Annotated in this window: 23 protein-coding genes; 9 read left to right on the forward strand and 14 right to left on the reverse strand. The window is 69.7% G+C overall.

All coding sequences use genetic code 11. The features are described from left to right. Positions 1 to 100: 100 nt before the first annotated feature. From AC5WS8_RS13335 to AC5WS8_RS13345, 3 genes are read right to left on the reverse strand one after another with little or no spacing between them, the layout of a single operon-like run. On the reverse strand, positions 101 to 331 hold the full coding sequence (locus AC5WS8_RS13335; protein WP_496103571.1) for an acyl carrier protein: 231 nt from the start codon (positions 329 to 331) through the stop codon (positions 101 to 103). Positions 332 to 343: 12 nt separating this feature from the next. Next, positions 344 to 1,168 (reverse strand): aminoacyl--tRNA ligase-related protein, encoded by an 825-nt coding sequence (locus AC5WS8_RS13340; RefSeq protein ID WP_496103572.1) that lies wholly within the window; start codon positions 1,166 to 1,168, stop codon positions 344 to 346. An 11-nt stretch (positions 1,169 to 1,179) separates the two neighbouring features. Continuing rightward, a complete protein-coding gene (locus AC5WS8_RS13345) occupies positions 1,180 to 2,046 on the reverse strand; it encodes a diiron oxygenase (protein ID WP_496103573.1) in 867 nt (288 codons plus the stop codon). 371 nt (positions 2,047 to 2,417) lie between these two features. Here AC5WS8_RS13345 and rocD point away from each other — a divergent pair, with 371 nt between their 5' ends. Both rocD and AC5WS8_RS13355 read left to right on the forward strand, forming a co-directional pair. Beyond that, a complete protein-coding gene (gene rocD / locus AC5WS8_RS13350; RefSeq protein ID WP_496103574.1) occupies positions 2,418 to 3,620 on the forward strand; it encodes an ornithine--oxo-acid transaminase in 1,203 nt (400 codons plus the stop codon). Between the two features lie 53 nt (positions 3,621 to 3,673). Beyond that, the gene (locus AC5WS8_RS13355; protein ID WP_496103575.1) at positions 3,674 to 4,432 is read left to right on the forward strand and encodes an SDR family NAD(P)-dependent oxidoreductase; all 759 of its coding nucleotides are present in this window, start codon (positions 3,674 to 3,676) and stop codon (positions 4,430 to 4,432) included. Between the two features lie 306 nt (positions 4,433 to 4,738). On the opposite strand, the gene AC5WS8_RS13360 is transcribed toward AC5WS8_RS13355, so the two are convergent. The 4 genes from AC5WS8_RS13360 to AC5WS8_RS13375 all read right to left on the reverse strand — a co-directional run bounded on the left by AC5WS8_RS13360 (position 4,739) and on the right by AC5WS8_RS13375 (position 8,589). After that, positions 4,739 to 6,016 (reverse strand): MFS transporter, encoded by a 1,278-nt coding sequence (locus AC5WS8_RS13360; protein ID WP_496103576.1) that lies wholly within the window; start codon positions 6,014 to 6,016, stop codon positions 4,739 to 4,741. A gap of 121 nt (positions 6,017 to 6,137) precedes the next feature. Further along, positions 6,138 to 7,409, reverse strand: a complete 1,272-nt coding sequence (locus AC5WS8_RS13365; RefSeq protein WP_496103577.1) for an ATP-grasp domain-containing protein — start codon at positions 7,407 to 7,409, stop codon at positions 6,138 to 6,140. A gap of 6 nt (positions 7,410 to 7,415) precedes the next feature. After that, positions 7,416 to 8,303, reverse strand: a complete 888-nt coding sequence (locus AC5WS8_RS13370) for a [LysW]-aminoadipate kinase (protein WP_496103578.1) — start codon at positions 8,301 to 8,303, stop codon at positions 7,416 to 7,418. A gap of 112 nt (positions 8,304 to 8,415) precedes the next feature. Next, positions 8,416 to 8,589, reverse strand: coding sequence for a lysine biosynthesis protein LysW (locus tag AC5WS8_RS13375; protein WP_355900967.1), 174 nt, complete (start codon positions 8,587 to 8,589; stop codon positions 8,416 to 8,418). Positions 8,590 to 8,927: 338 nt separating this feature from the next. Here AC5WS8_RS13375 and AC5WS8_RS13380 point away from each other — a divergent pair, with 338 nt between their 5' ends. Both AC5WS8_RS13380 and AC5WS8_RS13385 read left to right on the forward strand, forming a co-directional pair. Beyond that, positions 8,928 to 9,128, forward strand: a complete 201-nt coding sequence (locus tag AC5WS8_RS13380) for a hypothetical protein (protein ID WP_496103579.1) — start codon at positions 8,928 to 8,930, stop codon at positions 9,126 to 9,128. Between the two features lie 53 nt (positions 9,129 to 9,181). After that, complete coding sequence (locus tag AC5WS8_RS13385) at positions 9,182 to 9,361, forward strand: hypothetical protein (RefSeq protein WP_496103580.1); 180 nt, start codon at positions 9,182 to 9,184, stop codon at positions 9,359 to 9,361. A gap of 403 nt (positions 9,362 to 9,764) precedes the next feature. Here AC5WS8_RS13385 and AC5WS8_RS13390 read toward each other — a convergent pair whose 3' ends face one another. The 3 genes from AC5WS8_RS13390 to AC5WS8_RS13400 all read right to left on the reverse strand — a co-directional run bounded on the left by AC5WS8_RS13390 (position 9,765) and on the right by AC5WS8_RS13400 (position 13,227). After that, a complete protein-coding gene (locus AC5WS8_RS13390; protein ID WP_496103581.1) occupies positions 9,765 to 10,445 on the reverse strand; it encodes a 2OG-Fe dioxygenase family protein in 681 nt (226 codons plus the stop codon). Positions 10,446 to 10,578: 133 nt separating this feature from the next. Next, the gene (locus AC5WS8_RS13395; RefSeq protein ID WP_496103582.1) at positions 10,579 to 11,622 is read right to left on the reverse strand and encodes an ATP-grasp domain-containing protein; all 1,044 of its coding nucleotides are present in this window, start codon (positions 11,620 to 11,622) and stop codon (positions 10,579 to 10,581) included. A 297-nt stretch (positions 11,623 to 11,919) separates the two neighbouring features. Beyond that, positions 11,920 to 13,227, reverse strand: a complete 1,308-nt coding sequence (locus AC5WS8_RS13400) for an MFS transporter (RefSeq protein ID WP_496103583.1) — start codon at positions 13,225 to 13,227, stop codon at positions 11,920 to 11,922. 290 nt (positions 13,228 to 13,517) lie between these two features. Between AC5WS8_RS13400 and argC the strand changes: the two genes are divergently transcribed. From argC to AC5WS8_RS13425, 5 genes are all read left to right on the forward strand, one after another. Beyond that, on the forward strand, positions 13,518 to 14,546 hold the full coding sequence (gene argC / locus AC5WS8_RS13405) for an N-acetyl-gamma-glutamyl-phosphate reductase (protein WP_496103584.1): 1,029 nt from the start codon (positions 13,518 to 13,520) through the stop codon (positions 14,544 to 14,546). Between the two features lie 136 nt (positions 14,547 to 14,682). Further along, positions 14,683 to 15,246 carry an adenylyl-sulfate kinase gene (cysC, locus tag AC5WS8_RS13410; RefSeq protein WP_496103585.1) on the forward strand — a complete coding sequence of 188 codons (564 nt, stop codon included), beginning with the start codon at positions 14,683 to 14,685 and terminating at the stop codon, positions 15,244 to 15,246. A gap of 41 nt (positions 15,247 to 15,287) precedes the next feature. Further along, the gene (cysD, locus tag AC5WS8_RS13415; RefSeq protein ID WP_496103907.1) at positions 15,288 to 16,211 is read left to right on the forward strand and encodes a sulfate adenylyltransferase subunit CysD; all 924 of its coding nucleotides are present in this window, start codon (positions 15,288 to 15,290) and stop codon (positions 16,209 to 16,211) included. Positions 16,212 to 16,213: 2 nt separating this feature from the next. After that, on the forward strand, positions 16,214 to 17,542 hold the full coding sequence (locus AC5WS8_RS13420; RefSeq protein WP_496103586.1) for a sulfate adenylyltransferase subunit 1: 1,329 nt from the start codon (positions 16,214 to 16,216) through the stop codon (positions 17,540 to 17,542). Positions 17,543 to 17,637: 95 nt separating this feature from the next. Continuing rightward, complete coding sequence (locus AC5WS8_RS13425) at positions 17,638 to 19,050, forward strand: RtcB family protein (RefSeq protein ID WP_496103587.1); 1,413 nt, start codon at positions 17,638 to 17,640, stop codon at positions 19,048 to 19,050. 51 nt (positions 19,051 to 19,101) lie between these two features. Here the strand turns inward: AC5WS8_RS13425 and AC5WS8_RS13430 are convergent, their stop codons facing one another. From AC5WS8_RS13430 to AC5WS8_RS13445, 4 genes are all read right to left on the reverse strand, one after another. Further along, on the reverse strand, positions 19,102 to 19,557 hold the full coding sequence (locus AC5WS8_RS13430; protein ID WP_496103588.1) for an archease: 456 nt from the start codon (positions 19,555 to 19,557) through the stop codon (positions 19,102 to 19,104). A gap of 122 nt (positions 19,558 to 19,679) precedes the next feature. Continuing rightward, complete coding sequence (locus AC5WS8_RS13435; protein WP_496103908.1) at positions 19,680 to 19,913, reverse strand: hypothetical protein; 234 nt, start codon at positions 19,911 to 19,913, stop codon at positions 19,680 to 19,682. Continuing rightward, positions 19,802 to 20,104 (reverse strand): MazG-like family protein, encoded by a 303-nt coding sequence (locus AC5WS8_RS13440; RefSeq protein WP_496103589.1) that lies wholly within the window; start codon positions 20,102 to 20,104, stop codon positions 19,802 to 19,804. Before AC5WS8_RS13440 ends, AC5WS8_RS13435 begins: the two co-directional genes overlap by 112 nt. Positions 20,105 to 20,142: 38 nt before the next feature. After that, positions 20,143 to 20,694 carry a DoxX family protein gene (locus AC5WS8_RS13445; RefSeq protein WP_496103590.1) on the reverse strand — a complete coding sequence of 184 codons (552 nt, stop codon included), beginning with the start codon at positions 20,692 to 20,694 and terminating at the stop codon, positions 20,143 to 20,145. Positions 20,695 to 20,799: the final 105 nt, after the last annotated feature.

Genomic DNA, 20,799 nt, shown 5'->3' on the forward strand with positions numbered 1-20,799 from the left:
CCGAGCCGCCGCGGCGAGGTACCACCGAGGAGCGCACCAGCCGGCATCCCGGGCACAACGTCCACGACGCTCCTCCGATTCTCTCGTTCAGGCCGGCGGTTCAGGCCACCGGTGCGAAGAAGTTCTCGTTGATCCGGTCGATGGTGCGGAAGTCGGCCACGCTCAACGAGCTGACGTCGATCTGCCTTCCGGTGAGCTCCTCCAGAAGACCGATGAATTCCAGGAACGAGACCGACGCGATGAGCCGGGATTCGATGAGATCGGTGTCGCCGGCGATCTCTGCGTCCAGACCCGGGTTCTTGGACCGGATCCAGTTGATGATTTCCTCCATGTTCACACCTTCCTAAGCTGCCGATTCGTTGACTGCGACGAGCGCCCGCTGGGGGTCGCCGTGCACCTGCAGGAGCGCATGGACCCAGCGCTCCACACCGAACGCCAGACACCCGCTGTAGGCGGATTCCTCCCCGAAGGAGATGTTCAGGCGCTCACCGAAGAAGTTGCGGTGGCGGTTGACCGACGCGATGGCGGTCCCGTCGTCCGACACGAACTCGAACTTCACCGGATCCAGCTGGTTGAGGACCGACCGCGCCCCGTCACCGAGGTAGAACGGATCGGTCGCGGGCTCCTTGCGCATCTTGATCCCGAGCTGGTCGGCCAGGCCCAGGACGAGCTCGGTGGACCGGTTCAGATGGTCCACCACACCGTCCTGGCTGCCGATGTAGAGCGCTTCGCGCATATGGAAGGCACGGAGCCGGCGCAGGCCGTCGTAGTGCTCCTCGTTCCTGAAGCAGCGACCGATCGCCGTGATGACCTCGGGGGTCGCGATGTCCCGCTGCCGACGTGACACCAGCAGGCCGTAGCAGGTCGCCGTGGGCAGGTAGCAGCCGGTCGACACGAGAGGGTGCTCGGGGGACGGAGTCGTGGCCTCCCCCCGCGCCAGTTCCTCACGGGCCTGGTCCGTGAGCGTGGTCACGGGCAGTCCGAGGTGGGGGAAGTTGCGGAAGAAGTCCAGGCGTGCCAGGTCCTCCTCGGGGAGCAGGGCCGGGCCGGCCACCGGTCGGGCCCCCAGCGCGAGAGCGATGTCCTGGAAGCGGGCCTCAAGAGCATCGAACAGGGCGGCCTCCTCGGATTCGAGGACCGCGATTCCAGGTGCGACAAACGTCGGCATGAGATCTCCCGTCAGTGGAACAGGCCGATGCGTCGGTAGAAGTTGTTGGTTCGTTCGATGATGCGAGCGTTGATCGGCGCCCTTGCCGGATCAGCCATGACGGAGGCACGGAATCGCGCGGGATCGGGGATACCGGCGTCCTGGTAGGCGTCGCGGCTGTACAGCATCTGGATGATCAGGTCGATGTAGCCGCGCAGATAATGGCCGACCTCTTCGACCTCCTCGGCGGAGTGCGTCCGGCGGACCTCGTCGAAGAGCGCCTTCACGAGCTTGCCGCCGAAAGCGATGTGCCGGGACTCGTCACGGTGGTGGATTCGGTTGACCGCCCGTACCGTGTCCGGCAGTTTCTCGTCGGCCGCCATGTGGGCGTTGAAGTAGTCACCGATCTGCTCGAAGATGAGGATCTGGCTGAAGACGATGAAGTTGTTCATCTCCGGTGCGCGCTCATCCGTCGGGAACACCATCCGCCGGTCCGGATAAATGCGACCGGCATAGCGCAGGCAGAATTCGGCGAAGAACCACATGTGCTCGTTCTCTTCGCCGATGAAGTGGTGGAAGTACGGCGTGGGGATCTCGTAGCCGGGCGTGTGGATGCGGCGCATCACCTCGATGAGCAGCTCCCTGATGCCGTGGGCGATCAGGCTGTAGAGGTTGACGCTCTCCCAGCGCGAGAGTTCCACGAGCTGTTCGGGGCTCAGCTCCCGTTCTGCGGCAGTGCCGTAGACGGACAGCAGCTCCCGACTCATCCACAGACCGTCCGGCGTGATGGATTCGGGCCACTCAAAGGTCCGGTACGGGTTGTAGTAGTCGTCGACGGAGACGTCGATGAGTCTGCGTACAGCCCGGGCGAATTCTTCCGTCCATTCGATCGTCGACACCGCTGACACGTGACCTCCGTAACAGGACCGTTGGCTGTTGGGCCGACACGACCGGTCTGCCGCGCCGAGAAGGACCGTATGACCGCACCGACACCCTGTGCGTCCGCGACAATTTCATTCGCGGGGACACGTCGCGCTGACTTTGCTCTGCCACGGCTGAACGCCTTGCTTACCGTGGCGGGCGTCAGTTCGTTCCCTGCGCGGCCACTCGCCCCGGCGGACACCACGGATTCGACGTGAGTAATCGGAGCGCGTAGGCGCGGTGCGTTTGTCGCGGACGTGTGCGGTGCGGTGGGTTCGTAGTTTCCCCATGTGGCACAGATTGTCGACGACAACGGCCCCGTCAGGGAGCCTGCAAAAGGAGTATCGCCATGACTGTGGACGTCCTCTCCTCTCAGGACCACATGGACCTTGCCGCGCGCTGGGGGGCTCATGACTCCGTGCCGTTCCCCGTGGTGCTCACCCACGGGGAAGGCGCCTGGATGAACGATCTGGAAGGCCGGCGCTACCTCGACTTCCACGGGGGGTACTCCGCGGTCAACTTCGGCCACCAGCACCCCGACCTCGTCGCCGCGGCGAAGGCACAGCTCGACCGGCTGACGCTGAGCACCCGTGCGTTCCACCACGACCAGTACGCGCCGTTCTGCCGGGAACTGGCGGAGCTGACGGGCACCGAGATGGTCCTGCCCTCCAACTCCGGCGGCGAGGCCGTCGACACGGCGGTGAAGATCGCCAGGAAGTGGGCCTACCAGGTCAAGGGCGTGCCGGACGGAGCCGCCGAGATCATCGTCGCGGACGCGAACTTCCACGGCCGTACCACGACCATCGTCTCGTTCTCCACGCACCCGAACCACCAGGCCGGTTTCGGCCCGTTCACGCCCGGCTTCAAGGTGGTGCCGTTCGGCGACATCGAGGCGCTGCGCTCGGCGATCACCGAGAACACGGCGGCGGTCCTGCTGGAACCGATCCAGGGCGAGGCCGGCGTGGTCGTCCCGCCGAAGGGATACCTCGCCGAGGTCCGTGAACTCTGCGACGACAGCAACACGTTGTTCGTCGCCGACGAGGTCCAGTGCGGACTGGCCCGCGCCGGCACGACCCTGGCGCTGGACCACGAGGGGGTCCGTGCGGACATGTACACCCTGGGCAAGAGCCTGAGCGGCGGACTCCTGCCGCTGTCCGCGGTGATCGGCCGCGCCGACGTCCTCGGCGTGATCACGCCCGGCGACCACGGCTCGACCTTCGGCGGCAACCCGCTGGCGTGCGCGGTCGGCCGCGCGACCGTGCGGCTGCTGGCCACCGGGGAGTTCCAGGAGCGCTCCCGCGAACTCGGCGCGCACCTGCACTTCCGCCTGGGCGAACTGGACGGCGTGTCCGAGGTCCGTGGGCGTGGCCTGTGGGCCGGTGTGCAGCTCAGCGAAGAGCGTGTGGCCGGGCGCCGGGTGACGGAGGCGCTGGCCGAGCGCGGCCTGCTGTGCAAGGAGGCCAAGGGACACCTCCGGGTGGCGCCCCCGCTGGTCGTCACCCGTGAGGAGATCGACCTCGGCGTCGACATGATCGCCGACGTGCTGGCCTGAACCGGACCGCCGTATCGGGCCGGCTTGACCATCGAGTGGACTGGAGAGAACTCATGAGTGACTTCGCAGGACTGGTCGCGATCGTCACCGGCGGTGCGTCGGGAATCGGCCTGGCCACCGCGAATCTGCTCAGCAGCAGGGGAGCCCGGGTCGCCGCTCTCGATCTGAAGCCCGAGGGGCTCCCGGACGGCATCATGGGCGTCCAGGTCGACGTCACCGACGACGTCCAGGTCAAAGCCGCCGTCGACGCCGTGGTCGAGCGGTTCGGCAGGCTGGACGTCGTGGTGAACAACGCCGGCATCGGCGCCATAGGGGACGTCACCGCGAACGGTGATGACGAGTGGTTGCGCGTACTGGACGTCAACGTGGTCGGGATGGTCCGGGTCGCCCGGCACGCGATACCGCACCTGCGGCGCTCACCCGCCGCGTCGATCGTCAACACCTGCTCGATCGTGGCGTGGGCCGGGGTGGAGCAGCGAGCGCTGTATTCGACCAGCAAGGGGGCGGTGTACGCGCTGACGCTGGCCATGGCGGCGGATCACGTCCGCGAGGGCATCCGGGTCAACTGCGTCGCCCCCGGCTCCGCGGACACCCCGTGGATCGGCCGGTCGCTGGAGCGGGCGGCTGATCCGGTGGCCGCCCGGGCCGCGCTCGACGCGTTCCAGCCCACGGGTCGTCTGGTGACGGCCGACGAGGTGGCGGGCGCGATCGCCTACTTGGCGAGCCCGTTGTCGAGCGCTTCGGTGGGCACGGTGCTCGCCGTGGACAACGGCATGCACGGCCTGCGGCTGCGGCCCCGGGGCCAGGCGTAGGCCGGCGGGCCGGAACACGCCGCCGCGGGCCGCAGGGAGGAGAACCCCTGCGGCCCGCGGTGTTTTCGTGGAGACCACGGCAGCGACAAGGCCACGGCAGCGACAGGCAGCGGGACCACGGCAGCGACAAGACCACGGCAGCGACAGGCAGCGGGACCACGGCAGCGACAAGACCACGGCAGCGGCAAGAAGCGGGGGACCGCGGCAGCGACACGAAGGCGTGCGGCGCCTGTACTGGCCCCGGTGGGTCGGGAAAGCCGAAGCCGGGGTCGGCATGCCGACCCCGGCCCAGGACGGAGTCCTCCGTCAGATGGTGCGCCCAGGTGGTGCGTCGCCGGGCTGGGACGTCGCTTCGTCGGCCACGGCGTCCGGGCCGCGCAGCCGCAGACTGAGCCGGGCGCACACCAGCCCCAGCACGCCGACCAGGGTCCACAGCACCCACGGGCCGATCGCGTACACGGCAGCGCCGATGACGGGTCCGGCGCCCGTGCCGAGCGCGTATGCCGCGCCGTACAGCCCCTGGTAACGCCCGACCATGCCCGGCGGAGTCAGACTCGCCAGGTGGGACTGGACGACGGAGGAATACGCCATCTCGCCGAACGTCCAGATCACGACCGTCGCCGCCAGCAGGGCCATTCCGGCGGTGAACCCGGACAGCGCGAGACCGCCGCACGTGAGCAGGTTGGCGACGGCCAGTACGTACTCCGGCCGGTACCGCGAGAGCACGCCGGTGATGGGCAGCTCCAGCAGCACCACCAGCAGACCGTTGAGCCCCATGAGAAGACCGAAGTCACGCGGGCTCAGCCCCACGTCGTGAACGTGCAGGGGCAGACCGACGGCGGTCTGGATGTAGGCGAACATGGAGAACACCGTCATCAGCAGAAAGCGCACCAGGGTGCGGTCGGCGAGCACCTGCCGGTATCCGACCGCCGGGTCCGCCCGTGTCTCCGCGGTGCCGGAACCGGACCGCGGCTGCGGTGCGTCGCGCAGCAGCACGGCCACGATCACGCCGAACAGCAGGAGCGCGGCGGCCTCCACCAGGAAGAGCCCCGCATAGGAGATGCTCGCCAACACGCCGCCGAGCACGCCGCCCAGGGTGGAGCCGATGTTCTGGGCGAACCGGAGCACCCCGAAGGCGGCGAGCCGTTGCCGGGCGGACGTCACGGAGTCGATCAGCACCGCCGCCATGGCCGGCCGGTAGATCTGCGACACCAGGCCGATGAGGCCGACCACGGCGATGATCGCCGGGAGCGGTCCGAGGAACGGCACGGACGCCGTCAGCCCGGAGGTGGCCATGACGGACAGCAGGATGGCCCATCGTCGGCCGATGGTGTCGGTGAGATGGCCACCGATGACGTTGCCCAGGACCCGGCCCAGACCGGACGCGCCCAGCACGAGCCCCGCGGCCCCGGCGGAATGACCGCGCTGGGTCACGTAGAGCACGATGAACACCGGCAGGAAACTGCCGGCCTGGAGGATCAGGTTGCCGAGACTGATGATCCAGACCCGGCGGGGCAGACCGCGCAGGGCGTCACGGAATCGCGGCTCGCCGGCGCGCGCCCGGTCCGCCGTCTCCGTACTCACGCCGCCGACTCGGGGCGCACGTGGACCGCCGCGACCGGCTGTCGGCCGGCGGGTGTGACATTGCTGGACAACGTGGCTCCTCCGTCTGGTGCGCCGCACTCCGACTCGGCGGCCCGGTCTTCTATCGTGGGCTGTTGGCGTAGAGGTGGTCGCGTTCGATGTCCCGGAGCTTTTGATAGTCCGCACGGAGCTGTTCCGGATCCTCGGAGATGAGGATCACGTACCCCGGCTGGGTCGCGACGTCGACCGTCCGGGGAAGCGGGTCCCCCGCCGGATGCGTCGTGACGGCGTGCGCGTAGGACGGGAGTGCGCGGATGGCGGCCATCGCCTCGTCGGACGGGGCCACGCCGTGGTCATTCGGGTTGATGAGATGCACGTACCGCAGACGTTCCAGCAACTGGTACGCGGTGGTGGGCAGTCGGTCGAACTCGTCGGGGTCCACCACGGACAGGCCCACGAGCTCGATCTGGTTGGTGCCCAGGCAGCGACGGGCGATGTCCGGGACCTGCCCCCCGCCGAAGCGTGCGGCACACTCGACGAGCACCGGTCCCCTGGCGGTCATCATGATCTCGGTGTGGCTGGCCCAGTTCCGGACCTCCAGGGCGTCGAGCACGCGGTGGGCGTAGGCCTCCACCCTCTTGGCCTCCGGATCGTCCGGTGACAGCGGCTCGTTGTAGTCGTAGATGATGTTGCCGCCGGGGAGCCGCGTCTTGTAGTACCGCCAGATCTCGACGGTGTGGTGCCTGCCGTCCCGGCTGACCGTGTTGACGAAGTACTCGTCCCCGTCCAGGAACTCCTGCGCGAGGACGACCGTGTTGGGCAGGCCGTGGCGGTCGGGACTGGTCATGATCTTTTCGTGGACGGCACGGACCTGGTCCGCGGACGAACACGCCACGACGTTGTCGGTGCCGCAGCTGGAGACCGGCTTCAGGACGACCGGATAACCCGCGGTCGTCTCGGCCCATTCGATGATCTCGTCGGCGTCGGCAGAGACGATCGTGGCCGCGGACTCCACGCCTGCGGCGCGCAGGGCCAGGACCATGTCGTACTTGTTGCGGCGGGACGTGGGCCGGCTCATCCCGTTGCCGGGAGTGCCGAGTTCGGCGGCGAGCCGGTCGGTCAGCTCGACGCCCGACTCCCCCGAGGAGATCACCCAGCCGACCCCGAGCTCGCGCAGCGCGGAGGCGGTGGCCGCGACGTCGCCGTGGTGCCGCACGTTGGCCACGAAGCCTTCGGGGAACGGCAGCCGGACCAGGTGGACGTCGGGGTGCGGCGACTGGACGTGCACGCACTCCATGCCGAGCCGGTTCATGACGGGCAGAAGGAGGCGTCCCATCGCGAACGCGTCGACGAACGCAACGCGCTTGGTTTGCGCCGAGGAACTGCTTGGCATCGTCAACTACTTTCCTTGTGGGGCGGATACCGCGGACGGAAGGGCAGGGTCGAGCCGGTGATCGGATCGCGGACTCATCGTCACGGCGGTGCCGGATCCGGCCAGGGCTCGGCTGACCGGGTCCGGCACCCGCCCGTCCGCGATGCGGACCGACGGCACTCCGCCGGTCAGCGCCTCCCGCGCCGCGACGAGCTTGAGCGCCATGCCACCGCCGATGCGCCGACCGGGCGCACCGGCCGCGGGTACCTCGTAGGTGCTCAGCACGCTGGTCTCGTCGGAGGGATCGGCGAGCACTCCCGGTGCGCCGGTCAGCAGCACCAGCCGGTCGGCACCGAGTGCCGCCGCGAGCGCGGCCGCGACCCGGTCGGCGTCGACGTTCACCGGCTGACCGTGCTCGTCGATCGCGGGCGGCGAGACCACCGGCACGAAGCCGGAGCGCAGCAGGGATTCGGCGAGTTCGGTACGCACCTCGCCGAGACGGCCGCTGAGATTGTCCCGGACCAGGGTCGTGCGGCCGTCCACCACGGAGCGCACGACGGACTTGCGGCGGGCGCGCAGCATGCCGCCGTCCAGGCCGGTGAGACCGACCGAGGGCACCCCGAGCCTGGACAGCTCCGCGACGATCTTCGGTTTGACCCCGCCGGCCAGCGCGAGGATGACCACCTCCAGGGTCGCCGGGTCGGTGTACCGGGTGGACACCTCGTCCGGGGCGACGAGGGTGCGTTGCGGGACACCGAGTCTCCCGGCCAGTCGTGCGATCTCCCCGGAGCCGCCGTGCACCAGGAGGATCGACTGTCCTTCGCCGGCGAGCCTGGCGACGTCGGCGCAGATGCCCGCGGCGTCGACGGACGGATTGCCGCCGCACTTGATGACCATGAGCGGTCCGGTGGTCACAGTGTCTCCAGTTCGCCGGGAATCGGATGGGATACGGGGCGGGGAGGGCCGACCGTCCCTGACGCGGGCCGTGGTCGAGCCCGGATGAACCGCGCGTGCCTGATCGCGGCCGCTACTCTCCCCAGTCCTCTTCGACCTCGGGCGCGCGGGCGAGCACCGTCGGACTCAGCGCCACGATCTCCAGTTCGCTTCGGCAGCCCGCGCAATCGATGATCTCGTTGAGCCGCGCCGATTGGCTGATCTGCACCTCGTCCTCACATTCAGGACAGGCCTGCATGGTGGGCATGTGGTGAATTCCTTTCAATCGGTTGTTCCGAGGCGGACCGCCGGTCTGCCACATCGGAAAAGACGGTACGGCCGCACCGACGTCAGGTGCGTCCCCGGTGAATGCATTCGCGGAGACACGTCGTGTTGATCTTTCTCTCCTGCGACTAAGCGCGTCGCTTACCTCGGCACACGGGGCTCGTAGCCGAAAGGGCCTTGAATCAACGCGGTGCATCTCCGTCATTGAATTTGCCGCGGACGCGCGCGGTGCCGGGCTGCGCGTAGCTTCTTTCACGCGGCAGGACGGTCGGAGGTGGCCGTCCGAGCCGATGACCCTTGGCCCTCATCGATCGGAGAACCATGCGTACCTCACGCCTCTTCGGCTACCAGCAGCTCCACGAGGGAGCCGTCCTGATCACCCGTCAGTGCCGCACCGTCAACGTCGTGCGCGGTCACGAGCAGGTGTCCGAGCTGCTGTCGGCTCTCAAGAGCGAAGACGCTCAGGTCGTGCTGTCCCGCTATGCGAACGGAGCCCGGGCGATGGCCGCACCGGCCCGGTGAGTGATGGCCGGCCCCGTACTTCGCGGGTCGGGGCTGGGGCGTGGACCTGGACGGTGGAGGAGGCCTTCGGTATCGAGCCGGGCCTGATGGTGCGGCGGATGCCGGTCCGCTCCGGCGGCAACGCGGTCGGCCGGCAGGCCGCCCGGGCCGGGGAGGACATGGACGGACTCACCCGCGCGGCGGGCGCACGGCGCTGCACACCCGCGAGAACGTCGCCACCCGCGCCGAGGTGATCGTCGTGAGGCGTCACGTCGCCCCCTGGCCGAGAACGAGAGCCAGGGGGCGGTCGGGCGTCGGCGGAGGCGTGCACCGGGCCCCGAGCCACGGCGATCGGCCGCTCCGGGCAGCCGCCCGATCCGGCGGAGCGGCCGGATGGTCCACTGCCGGCTCGGCCCGGTGACGCTGCGGACCGGTGAGGTGACCCGCCCGTGCCGCCCGGATCACCCGCGGCGTTCGACCCCGGCGCCTTTCCGCCCGGCTGCGCGAAGGAGCCGGGTACCCGGCGGGGCGGAGCAGCGACAGCGGTCCTCGCCGGGCTGCCGGGCCCGGACCACCGGGGGTCCTCCGCCCGCTCCGCCCCGCTCCACGTGTTCCCCGGCGCCGGCCGGGTGCACCTGTCTCGGGAGCTCCTCTTCGTCAGCAGAACTCCAGGAAGAACATGTCGCGGTACCCCTCCGGAGCCGCCGGGGCCACCCGTACCGGAGACACGGAATGCAGACCTGTGCGGTCGTCCAGGAATATGTAGTCCCCGGGGTCGCTCAGGGTGTGGGTCAGTACCGGTGACTCGGCGTTGTCGTAGAGCGTGCTGGCCCCGCCGGTGATGCCGTTCCGTGCGATCAGCATCATGACGATGTGCTCGACCCCGTCCCGGTGGATTCCCTCCGGGGTCGGATTCCCGGCTTCCTTCTCGGTGGCGACGATGCGGTGCTGATGGATGTTGATCCGACGGACAGGAGCCACAGGTTCACCGTCTGGCGTGATCTCCGCGATGCGCGCGACGAAGTGCGCCAGCATCCGCCGGAACACGGAAGTGTCCAGCAGAGCCTGGTCCACCGGTTCGAAGCGGCGGACGACGCCGCCGTTCAGACGGTTTATCTCCCTGCTCTGCAGGAAGCCGTCCTGGGCGACCGACGCGACGGTGCCGTCGGCGACGGTGTATGAGATCACGGAGTGCTTGCGGCGACGATAAGTGCCGCCGTCTCCCATGTACGGGTCCAGCGGCAGGTCCTCCCAGAACTGGCTGAACTTGTCCCAGTCGTCACTGTCCCGAAGCAGGTCGTCACGCGCATTGCCGAGCGTGAAATTCAGTCCATCCATTCTCTCGGTCTCCTCCGGTCAGGGGCAGGAATGCGAGCTGCCGCGTTGTTGGGACGCTACCGGCGTGCGGGTGCGTTGCGCGTCCGTGGCAGACTTATCACCGGGGACGCATCGCGTTGACCTTCAGGGAATTTCATACGACGTGCCATTCACCGACGGTGCCCAGGACGTGTGCCGCGCGAGCGCGCAACTCACTCACGGAATCGGCGGTGATCGCGAAGCGGAGAAAGTAGTTCTCCTGCTCCAGGTCGGTCACCCGGTAGCCGTCGACGACCACCGCCTTGATGACGCCCGGGAGTGCGCACAGGTCGTCCTCCGTGGCGCCGACCTCCACCCGGCCGAGCTCTTCGGCTTCCACGTCGACCCACCCGATGATCGTCCGGTCGCGAAGCGGGCCCACCCGTTCCAGCGTGAACTCGCCCAGCGCCATGGAGACGATCGCCTCCACCGGGTCGATCCCGCTGATCTCCCGTATCGCCGTCGGATACATGCCGCCACCGAAACGGGGATTGATCTCCACCAGCTCCGTCCGGCCGTTCTCGTCGGCCCGGCCCTCGACGTGCAGCCAGAGTTGGTCGAGGCGGAGGGCGGCGCAGAGCGCGTTGAGCATCTCGGTCAGGACAGGCACACCGGCACGCACGTGATCCTGCTGCGGCGGATGGACCCGAAGCCCCGCGTCGTGGTGCCTGACGTCGTCGTGGTCGGGCTTCTCGACCGCCAGGACCGGATGGAAGCGGCCGTCCACGACGGGTCCGTCCACGGAGAACTCGACACCGGGCAGATACTCCTCGATGATCATTTCCGTGTCGCCGAAGCCGCGCTCCGCCAGGTGGCGCTCATAGGCGAGGAGCTCGTCCGGGCCGTCCACCCGGCGAACCAACCGCGAGGCCGTGGATTCCCGCGAGGGCTTGACGATGGCGGGGAAGAAGTCCACCTCCGCCGGGTTGTCGCAGAAGCCGATGGAGGACAGCCCCAGGTCTCGCATACGCTCCCGGACCAGCGTCTTGCTGGCCAGCACATCGAGGCCGACGCCGGCGCCCGGAAGGCCGTAGTGCGCGGCCAGGCCGCCCTGCCAGGGGAGCAACGGTTCCATCAGGTTGACCACGGCGACGGGGACGATGTCGCGCTCGTCGAGCCGGGCGATGAGCGTGGGCAGGTCCTCGCTGTCCCAGTCCACCACGACATGGTCATCGCATGCGTCGCGGTGGCGAGTGTCCGGAATCTCGGATATCAGTACCGACCGGAGTCCGCGGGCTCGCAGCTGATCGGCGGCAGGGGCCACCGCGCCGGCATTCCATTTGGAGAGGATGAGTACGGATTTCACGGAGCGACCTCCAGATCTCACATCCAGGTCTGGCACCAAGAAAACGGGCCGGCATCAAAAATGGCAGGACCGGGGTCACATCGTGGTAATCGAGAGGCTCAACCGCAGGAAATTCGGGTCAACACGCTCGCGAGTGCGTTCGTCGCGGACTCACCTGACGTCGGTGCGCTCGCACTGCTCTGCCGGTTCGTCGGCCACCGCGCTGTCGGCTGCCGAGGCCGGCAGCGGAACCTTCCTCGTGCCCACGGTCCGCACGCCGGAGAACAGCGCCCCGAGGAACGCCAGGGCGCCGACCGCCGCCGACACCCACAGGGCGCGGTGCAGGCCGATGTTCGAGGCGAGCGCACCGGCGCACAGCGATCCGACGGGAAGCGTGCCCCACATGACGAACCGGATCGTGGCGGTCATGCGGCCCATGAGCGGTCGCGGGGTGATGCTCTGACGCAGGCTGACCTGGTTCACGTTGAAGAGGACCACGCCGAACGACTGCAGGAACAGGCCGCAGGTGATGACCACTTCGGGGGCCGAGGCGGGCGCGGCGGGGGTGAAGAGAGGGCCGACGCCGTTGAGGAGCGCACCCAGCACGATGCTCGGTCCGGTGCCCAGGCGCTGTGACAACCGGCGGGCCACGACGGCTCCCAGGACGACGCCGAGCGACCCGATCGCCATCACCGTGCCCAGTTTGGCGGCGGAGAAGCCCAGTTCACGCACCGTGTAGGTGGTGAAAATGGCTGCGACCATGCCGTAGGAGAAGTTGAGGAGCCCCCCGACCCCGGCCAGCGGGGCCAGCAGGCGGTGGTGACGCACGAAGGTCAGTCCCTCGCCGACCTCCTTCCACAGCACCGACCAGGTCGTCCGGTTGCCGTCCATCACCACCGGCTTCTCCCGCTCGGCGGGGATGCGCGACACCATGAACGCGGAGTACAGGTAGGACAGAGCGTCGACGCCCAGCGCGACCGGGGCCTTCAACGCCGAGATCAGCCAGCCGCCCGCGCTGGGACCGATCAACTGCGACGCGGACCGCGCCAGCTCCAGCTGGGCGTTGCCTTCGGTCAGCTGATCTGCCTCGACGACGTCCGGCAGATACGACTGGTAGGCGACGTCGAAGAACACGGTGGCGACACCCTGCCCGAACGCGACCACATAGAGCTGGCCGAGGGTGAGCATGTCCAGTGCGTAGGCCAGCGGGACGGTGAACAGCAGCAGCCCGCGGAAGAGGTCGGTGCTGATCAGAACGGGCCTTCGGGGCATCCGGTCGACCCACACCCCGGCGGGCAGCCCGATCAGCAGGAAGGGCACGATCTGCGCGGCGGTGAGCACACTGACCTCGAACACACTGGCGTGCAGCACCTGGAGGGCGGCGAGCGGCAGCGCCAGGAAGCCGATCTGGCTGCCTATTTGACTGACGCCCTGCGCGGCCCGCAGCCGCCGAAAGTCAGGGTTCTGAGTGACCCTCATCTGGTCCGTCTCTCTCTCGGTGACGTGATGGCAGCGCTGGCGACGCCGCACTGAACTCCACGACGCATAGGGGCCGATCTCAAGACTGGCACACACGGCGCTCACGTCGGGTAATCGAGGTGCGTAGCCGCGCGACGGAAATCTAAGTCGAACGCCTCCTCGAGGCTGTGCTCGTCGCGGACGCGGGTGGGGCGCACGGGTTCGTAGCTTTCTTCGCACGGGTCGTCGTTCGGACCGAAAGGAGTCGTGGTGGTGCGTCGGCGTATTGCAGCGAGGGGGATGCGGTCGTGATGCGGGTGGCGGTGGCCGGTGCGGCCGGTTATATCGGCGGGGAGTTGCTGCGCCTGCTGCTGGGACATCCCGAGGTGGAGGTGGTGGGCGCGGTCTCGTCCCGTTTCCCGGGGAAGCGGGTCGACGGTGTGCATCCGAACCTGCGGTCCGCCACCGATCTGACGTTCTGCTCGGCAGACGAGGTCGGGGAGTGCGACGCGGTGTTCCTGGCGCTGCCGCACCGGGTGGCGATGACCCAGATCGATCACTGGACGCAGCGGTCCAAGCTGGTCCTCGACCTGACCGGGGACTTCCGGCTCGATGACACCGAAGTCTTCAGGCGTTACTACGGCGAGGAGCACCAGGCCCCGCATCTGCTGGGCGATTTCGTGCCCGGCCTTCCCGAACTGCACCGCGACCGTCTGCGCACCGCGGACCTGATCAGTGTTCCCGGTTGCATGGCCATGGCCGGCGTACTCGCCCTGTACCCCCTGGTGGCCCTGGATCTGATCGATCCGGAGCAAGGGGCCCAGTTGGACGCCCGTACCGGTTCCAGCGGCTCGGGGGCCACGGCCGGCTCCGCCAACCTGCACGCCGAACGCAGCGGTTCCATGCGCGTGTTCGCGCCCACCGGGCACCGCCACGAAGCCGAGATCTCGCGGCACCTGGGCCTGTCGGCCGCGATGACCGCCACCGGCGTCGAAGCGGTCCGCGGGGTCCAGACCATCTGCCACGCCACGCTGCGCCCCGGCGTGGACAAGCAGACCGTGCGCCGGGCCTTTCGCGAGCAGTACGCCGAGGAACCCTTCGTCCGGGTCGTCGCGCATGAACGCGGCACCTTCCGCTACCCGGACCCCAAGATCCTCCTGGGCTCCAACTACTGCGACGTCGGCTACGCGGTCGATGCGGACAGCGGTCGCCTGACCACGATCGCCGCCCTGGACAACCTGGTCAAGGGCGGCGCCGGCAACGCCCTGCAGTGCCTCAACATCCGCATGGGCCGGCCCGAGAACCTCGGCCTGACCTTCCCCGGTCTCCACCCCCTGTGAACCCCGGCCGACTGGAGACATCGTGACCACCCATCCGCCGACCGTCGTCACGAGTACGCACGGGGACCGGCATCACAGTGCGCATCTCCCGTGCGGGGGCGCCCACCCAGAGCTCACGCGAGAGGGAGATCCCCACATGAGCGAACCGAACGGCACACCAGCGAAGTGGCAGGGCGGCACGGTCTGGCTGACCGGCCTGCCGAGCGCGGGCAAGACCACCATCGCGGTGGGTCTCGCCGAGCGGCTGCGCGCCGGTGGACACCGGGTCCAGGTGCTCGACGGTGACGAGGTCCGAGCCGCACTCTCCGCGGACCTCGGATTCTCGAAGGAGGACAGGGACACCAACGTGCGGCGGATCGGCTACGTGGCCGGGCTGCTCGCCGAGCACGGCGTCACGGTGCTGGTGCCGGTCATCGCCCCCTACGCACTGTCCCGCGCCGCGGTCCGCGACCTGCACGCGGCGCGCGGCGTCCCCTACGTCGAGGTGCACGTGGCGACCCCGGCGGAGGTCTGCGCCGGCCGGGACGTCAAGAGCCTCTACGCCAGGCAGGCGGCAGGTGAGATCAGTGGTCTCACCGGCGTGGACGACCCCTACGAGGCGCCGGTCGATCCCGATCTGCGGGTCCACACCCAGCACCGGACGGTCGACGAGTCGGTCCGCCAGGTGCGCGCGCTGCTCACGGCACGGGGTCTGTCGTGACAGCCCCGGCGCGGATCGCGCCCGCCGGCCGTCCCGGACGCATCGGCCCGCGAGTGGAACGGGTGCCGGTGCCCCGGCTGACGCACCTCGAAACGCTGGAGGCCGAGGCGGCCCACATCTTCCGCGAGGTGGCGGGGGAGTTCGACCGGTCGACGCTGCTGTTCTCCGGTGGCAAGGACTCGATCGTCATGCTGCACGTGGCGCTCAAGGCGTTCGCCCCGGCACCACTGCCCTTCTCCCTGTTGCACGTGGACACCGGTCACAACTTCCCCGAGGTGATCGCCTACCGCGACCGGATCGTCGAGAAGCACGGCCTCCGGCTCGGCGTGGCGTCCGTGCAGTCGTACATCGACGACGGAAGGCTCCGCGAGCGCCCGGACGGCACCCGCAATCCGCTCCAGACCCTTCCCCTGCTGGACGCCATCCGCGACGGCCGCTTCGGCGCCGTGTTCGGCGGCGGCCGGCGCGACGAGGAGAAGGCACGCGCCAAGGAACGGGTGTTCAGCCTGCGGGACGAGTTCGGTGCCTGGGAGCCGCGCCGGCAGCGGCCCGAACTGTGGCAGCTCTACAACGGTCACCACCAGCCCGGCGAGCACTTCCGGGTCTTCCCGCTGTCCAACTGGACCGAGCTGGACGTGTGGCAGTACATCGAGCACGAGGGCATCGAACTGCCGGAGATCTACTTCGCGCACTGGCGCAAGGTGTTCCGGCGCGACGGCATGTGGCTGGCGCCCGGCGACTGGGGCGGCCCCCGGGACGACGAGTCCCTGCGCGAGCGCCGGGTCCGGTACCGCACGGTCGGTGACATGTCCTGCACCGGCGCGATCGACTCGTCCGCCTCGACGGTGGGCGAGGTGATCGCGGAGATCGCCGCGAGCCGTGTGACCGAGCGCGGCGCGAGCAGGGCCGACGACCGGTTGTCCGAGGCAGCCATGGAGGACCGCAAGCGAGAAGGGTACTTCTAGACATGTCGACAGGCGTCGCCGAAACGGCAGATCACACGTGCTCCACCGGCCGGCTCTCGGGTGGCCTGTTGCGGCTGGCCACCTGCGGGTCGGTCGACGACGGCAAGTCCACCTTGGTCGGACGGCTGCTCTACGACACCAAGTCCGTCCTCGCCGACCAGGCGACGGCCATCGAGGAGGCGTCCCGCAGACGGGGTCAGGACGGCCCCGACCTGGCTCTGCTCACCGACGGCCTGCGGGCGGAACGGGAACAGGGCATCACCATCGACGTGGCCTACCGCTACTTCGCGACCCCCGCGCGCCGGTTCATCCTCGCGGACACCCCCGGCCATGTGCAGTACACGCGCAACATGGTCACCGGCGCCTCCACCGCCGACCTGGCGGTGATCCTGGTCGACGCGCGCAACGGCGTGGTCGCGCAGACGATGCGACACGGCGCGATCGCGGCTCTGCTGCGGGTGCCGCACGTCGTGCTGGCGGTCAACAAGATGGACACCGTCGGCTACCGGGAGTCCGCCTTCACCGCGATGGCGGACGAGTTCGCCCGGCGGGCGCGCGAGGTGGGGATCGCGGACGTCACCGCCATCCCGATGTCCGCGCTGACCGGCGACAACGTGGTCGAACCCTCGACCAGGATGGACTGGTACGACGGCGACACACTGCTGTCCCATCTGGAGAACGTCCCGGTCGGAGCGGATCCGGTGGGCAAGCCGCTGCGCCTGCCGGTGCAGTACGTGATCCGGCACCCCTCGGAGCACCGGCAGGTGGTGGAGCGTTGGCCGGCCGGGCAACTCGCCTCCGGTGTCCTCGAGGTCGGCGACCGCGTCGTCGTACAACCGTCCGGGGAGACCAGCACGGTCGTGGGCCTCAGTGTGCTCGGCCGGGAGACCGGCAGCGTGCGGGCACCGCAGTCGGTGGCCGTTCGACTCGCCGACGAGGTCGACATCTCCCGGGGCGACATGCTGACCGCGGGCCCTGCTCCACAGTTGCTGCGGCACATCACCGCCAAGGTGTGCCATCTGCACGATCGCCCGCTGCGGGCGCGACAGCGTGTGCTGCTCAAGCACACCACCCGGACGGTCCAGGCGATGGTGGAGGTGATCGACTACGGTATGGACGTCACCGACGCCCGTCGGCTGCCCTGCGAGGACGGTCTCTCCGTCAACGACATCGGCGGCGTACGGATCCGCACCGCCGAGCCCCTCGTGGTCGACGACTACCGGGAGAACAGACGAACCGGCTCGTTCCTGCTCATCGACCCGCAGGACGGGGCGACGCTCGCCGCGGGGATGGTCGACGTGGGAACGGGGGACCGGCACCTTCAGCCGTAGCGGTCCCCTGTGCGGTGCCGTTCACGGCGGAAACCCGAGCAGGGTGGGCACTGGCCGGACACTGACCCGCGTCGTCAGCACCGCAGGAGACCACCGTGGACCTCCTCGAAGAAGCCCCCCACCGCTTCCGCATCCAGCAACACGGCGACATGCGCGTCCCGGGCGTCGTGTTCGCCTCCCGGGCCCTTCTCAGCGACGCCCAGCAGGCTCTGCAGCAGGTCGTCAACGTGGCCACCCTGCCCGGTATCGTCGACGCCTCCTACGCCATGCCCGACATCCACTGGGGCTACGGCTTCCCCATCGGCGGTGTCGCCGCGACCGACGTCGACGACGGGGGCGTGGTGTCGCCGGGAGGGGTCGGGTTCGACATCTCCTGTGGGGTGCGGTTGCTGGTTGCGGACTGTGATCGTGACGCGCTCCGGCCGGCCCTTGACGCGGTCATGGACGGGCTCGGCCAGACGATTCCGCGCGGTGCCGGGCCCGGTGGCGTGTGGCGGCTCAGCGGCGGCGGGGAGCTGGAGCGCGTGCTGGAGGGCGGAGCCCGTCATGCCGTGGAGCAGGGGCATGGGGAAGAACGGGATCTTGTCCGGTGCGAGGACGGGGGAGCGGTCCGTGACGCCGATGTCCGGCAGGTCGGGGGGCGGGCCCGGGAGCGGGGGCTCGGGCAGGTGGGGAGCCTCGGATCGGCCAATCACTTCCTGGAAGTGCAGCAGGTCGCCGAGGTGTACGACGACGCGGCCGCCGACGCCTTCGGGATCGCTCGCGGGCAGGTGACCGTGATGATCCACTGCGGGTCGCGCGGGCTCGGTCACCAGATCTGTACCGATCATGTGCGGGCGATGGATCGGGCCATGGCGCGGTACCGCATCGCCGTGCCCGATCGGCAGCTGGCCTGCACCCCGGTCACGTCACCGGAGGGGCAGGCGTACCTGGGGGCGATGGCCGCCGCCGCCAACTACGGGCGCGCCAACCGCCAGCTGCTCACCGAAGCCGCCCGGCGGGTCTTCCGTCGCGCCGCCGACGTCCGGCTGTCCCTCGTGTACGACGTGTCGCACAACCTCGCCAAGCTGGAGACCCATGACGTGGGCGGGCGGCAGCGGCGGCTGTGCGTGCACCGCAAGGGGGCCACCCGGGCGTTCCCGCCCGGGCATCCCGACCTTCCCGAGGACCTCCGCCGGCAGGGACAGCCCGTGCTCATTCCCGGGACCATGGGAACCGCCTCCTACGTCCTGGCGGGTGTGCCCGGCGGTGGTGCGTTCTTCTCCACCTGCCATGGGGCGGGGCGCAGGATGAGCCGGCACCAGGCCGCCCGTTCGATCACGGGCAGGGAGCTGCGGGCCAGGCTCGAGCGGGACGGCATCGCTGCGCGTCCGCTCTCCTGGCGCGGCCTGGCCGAGGAGGCCCCGGAGGCGTACAAGGACGTGGGGGAGGTGGTGGCGGCGAGTGAGAGTGCCGGGCTGTGCCGTGTCGTCGCCCGCCTGAAACCGCTCGGCGTGGTCAAGGGATGACGCCACGGAACCCCTGCGGACCACACGGATCGACGGCCGTCGACCACGGCCTCACACGTCCACGATCACCGTGCACGACCAGCCGTACGGGTCCGGGCCCATGTGCAGGCCGTGCCACGACACGCCCTTCGGCACCGCACCGGTGATCTCCACGTCCGACAGCCCGGTGACCGTCAGCCGCACCTCGAGTCCGTCGTCGTCGGCCTCGGCCTCCACGTCCACAGGCACCTGGCCGTGGACCTCCAGCCGGTAGACGACCTCCTCGAGGAGCGCGGCCAGCAGATCGTCGTCGTCGTTCTCGGCCAGGCGCACGCGTTCCACGGCGGTGGGCCGGGCCGTGGACAGGTCGGCGAAGCAGTCCACGAGGCCGGTCGCCGCCTGCGCCAGGCAGCTCTCCCGGCTGACGCCCCAGGCCTCGATCCGCACATCGGCGGTGTGCGGCACCGTCCGGTGGCCGCTCGAGCCCTGCCGGCGCATCGACCTGTCGTCGTCCGTGTCGCCGACCATGCCCTTTGTGTGCCCGCTCGGGCCGCGGTCAATCGGCTTTCGCCCTGTCGCTCGGCCGGCAGCGCGGTTCCGGGGGCGAACACCCGGGGCCCGCGAGAGGCTGCGTGTCCCGCCATCCCGTCTCACCCGGCGGCGAGCACGGTCCGTTCCTCCCCGTCACCCTCCGCCTCCGCCGCCGCGCTGACATCGACCTCGCCCGGCGCGATCCACAGCCCGCTGAACAGCGCCCCGAACCCCGCCCAGGTCAGCTGCGAGCGCAGATCGTGCCGCTGACGCTGCCAGGACTCCGGGAGCGAGAAGCCGAGAACGGTCCAGGTGCCGTCCCGGTCCCGGTCGACCGCGCCCGCCTTCCAGATGCGCCGCTCGCCGTCGCGCCGATCACCGCCTGCGCGACCTCGCCGACCTCCTCCGACAGTTTCAGCACGCGCAGCAGCAGCCCGTCCGCGCCGTCACGCGCCCGGTTCGCGTCCAGCCACGCGTGCAGCCGGCCGATCGAATCCCAGAGGTCCGACTGCTTCAGGTCCGGGGACATCACCTGCTCGCTCATGCCCGCAGACTGCCATGGCGCGGCCACTCCCCGGAGCGCTACTCCTCGAAGAGCGCCTCCTGTTCGCCCTCGCCCCCCGTCTTCTGCCGCAGCCGCCTGGCCCGCGCCCCCACCACCAGCGCCGTCCCGGCCGCCGCCAGCGCGAACGCCGCCGGGACCATCCAGTCGCGGTTGAAGGCGTGACCGGACAGCGCGTCCAGGGAGATCCGGCCCGGTCCGGTGACCGCCAGGCTCGCCGCCGTCAGGCCGAGGGACGCCGGGTACTCGTAACCGCCACCCTGGGCGAAGAAGCCCTGCGGGGCGTGCACGGCGGTGGCCCCCGCCATTCCGCCGGCCACCGCGGCGCCCGCCGCCGGTGTCGCGAGGCCCAGTGCCAGCAGGGTGCCGCCGCCCGCCTCCACCAGCCCGGAGGCCAGCGCGCTCGGCTTGCCCGGCCGATAGCCCACGGACTCCATCCACTGCCCGGTGCCCTCGAGGCCGCCCCCGCCGAACCAGCCCAGCAGCTTCTGCGCGCCGTGCGCCGCCAGTACCCCGCCGACGCCCAGCCTGAGCAGCAGCAGGCCCACGTCACGTCGGTCGCAACAGGTCACGGTCACTCCCCTGGCAGGCAACAGGAACAGTCCCCTCCGCGTTCCCACCGTCCCACCCCTCACACCGGCCGACCTGTTCACGATGCCGTTCGGGTGGCACGAGGC

Source organism: Streptomyces sp. PTL18 (assembly GCF_059510295.1).